This is a genomic window from Cupriavidus sp. WGlv3, from assembly GCF_023952475.1.
Lineage (GTDB): Bacteria > Pseudomonadota > Gammaproteobacteria > Burkholderiales > Burkholderiaceae > Cupriavidus > Cupriavidus phytorum.
In genome coordinates, this window is the sequence record NZ_JALHRX010000094.1 from 1 (window position 1) to 1,341 (window position 1,341).

The window sequence follows — 1,341 nt, forward strand, 5'->3', positions numbered from 1 at the left end:
GGTACGGTTCACTCACATAGGTAACAGAACAGTTCAAGCACATAGGTAACAGTTTTCTACCCTGCATGGGCGACAGCCAAAGGGAGGCGCCCATGCCCTGGAGTGAGCTCAAACCTATGGACCAACGAGTTCTGTTCATTGCCGAGCATCTGCGCCGCGCGGACAGCGTAAGCGCGCTGTGCGAGCGCTATGGCATCAGTCGCAAGACTGGCTACAAGTGGATCGAGCGTTACGCCAATGAAGGCGCCGGCGGGCTCGCGGACCACAGCCGCCGCCGTCATGCGCAGGAGCGGATCGCGTACCCGATCCGCGAGGCGATCCTGGAGCTGCGCGGCCCAGCGGGCAAGGAGCTGGGGCCGAAGAAGATCCAGCAGCGCCTGGCCGAGCGGTTTGGCGAGGCAGAGGTGCCGTCTCGCACGACCATCTACAACATCCTGAAGGCAGCGGGCCGGATCGATCCGCAACGCAGGCGCCGGCGGGTGATGCGGTATGGCACGCCGCTGCGCTCGCCACGCGAGCCGAACGCGCTGTGGAGTGCGGACTTCAAGGGGCAGTTCCTGACGGCGGACCAGTGCTGGTGCTACCCGCTCACGGTAATGGACCATGCCAGCCGTTACCTGCTGAGTTGCAAGGGGCTGGGCGGTCCAAAGCTGGCGCCGACCAAGTCGGTGTTCAAGCGGCTGTTCCGGCGTTATGGGTTGCCGGACCGGCTGCGCACCGACAACGGCGTGCCGTTCGCGTCCACGGGGTGTGGAGGACTGTCGCAGCTGTCGATCTGGTGGCTGAAGCTGGGAATCGTGCCGGAGCGGATTGAGCCCGGGCATCCGGAGCAGAACGGCCGGCACGAGCGCATGCACCGCACGCTCAAGCGCGCGACGGCGTTGCCCCCAGCGGCGACGCTGGCAGCGCAGCAAAGGCGCATGGATGCGTTCCGGCGCTTCTATAACGAACAGCGCCCCCACGAAGCACTGGGCCAGCAGACGCCGCGCAGTTGCTACACGTCATCGCCTCGGGAGTATCCGAGCCGGCTGCCGGAGATGAGCTATCCAAGCTACATGGAGACGTACCGAGTGGGCAGCGCCGGGCTGCTCTACCGCCACAACCTGGTTATGTATGTCGGACACTTGCTGCGAGGAGAACTGGTGGGACTGGAAGCGATCGACGACGGCGTCTGGCATGTTCACTTCGGCCCGATCGTGATTGGAGAAATAGATGAACGCCACAACCGCAAGCGCTATCTAAGTCTCAAAGTGTTACCCATGTGAGTGAACTCGTTTGTTACCCATGTGGTTGCTCCGTACATTTACTGCCCTGCGGGCGGCATGTCTTATCGTAGTGTGC

Annotated in this window: 1 protein-coding gene; it reads left to right on the forward strand. The window is 63.1% G+C overall.

Annotated features, from left to right (window positions below):
* Positions 1 to 116: 116 nt before the first annotated feature.
* On the forward strand, positions 117 to 1,265 hold the full coding sequence (locus tag MKD38_RS30575; protein ID WP_252682428.1) for an integrase core domain-containing protein: 1,149 nt from the start codon (positions 117 to 119) through the stop codon (positions 1,263 to 1,265).
* Positions 1,266 to 1,341: the final 76 nt, after the last annotated feature.

Coding starts and splice junctions, on each gene's coding strand:
- MKD38_RS30575 (WP_252682428.1), top strand. CDS start 117: ATGGACCAACGAGTTCTGTTCATTGCCGAGCATCTGCGCCGCGCGGAC.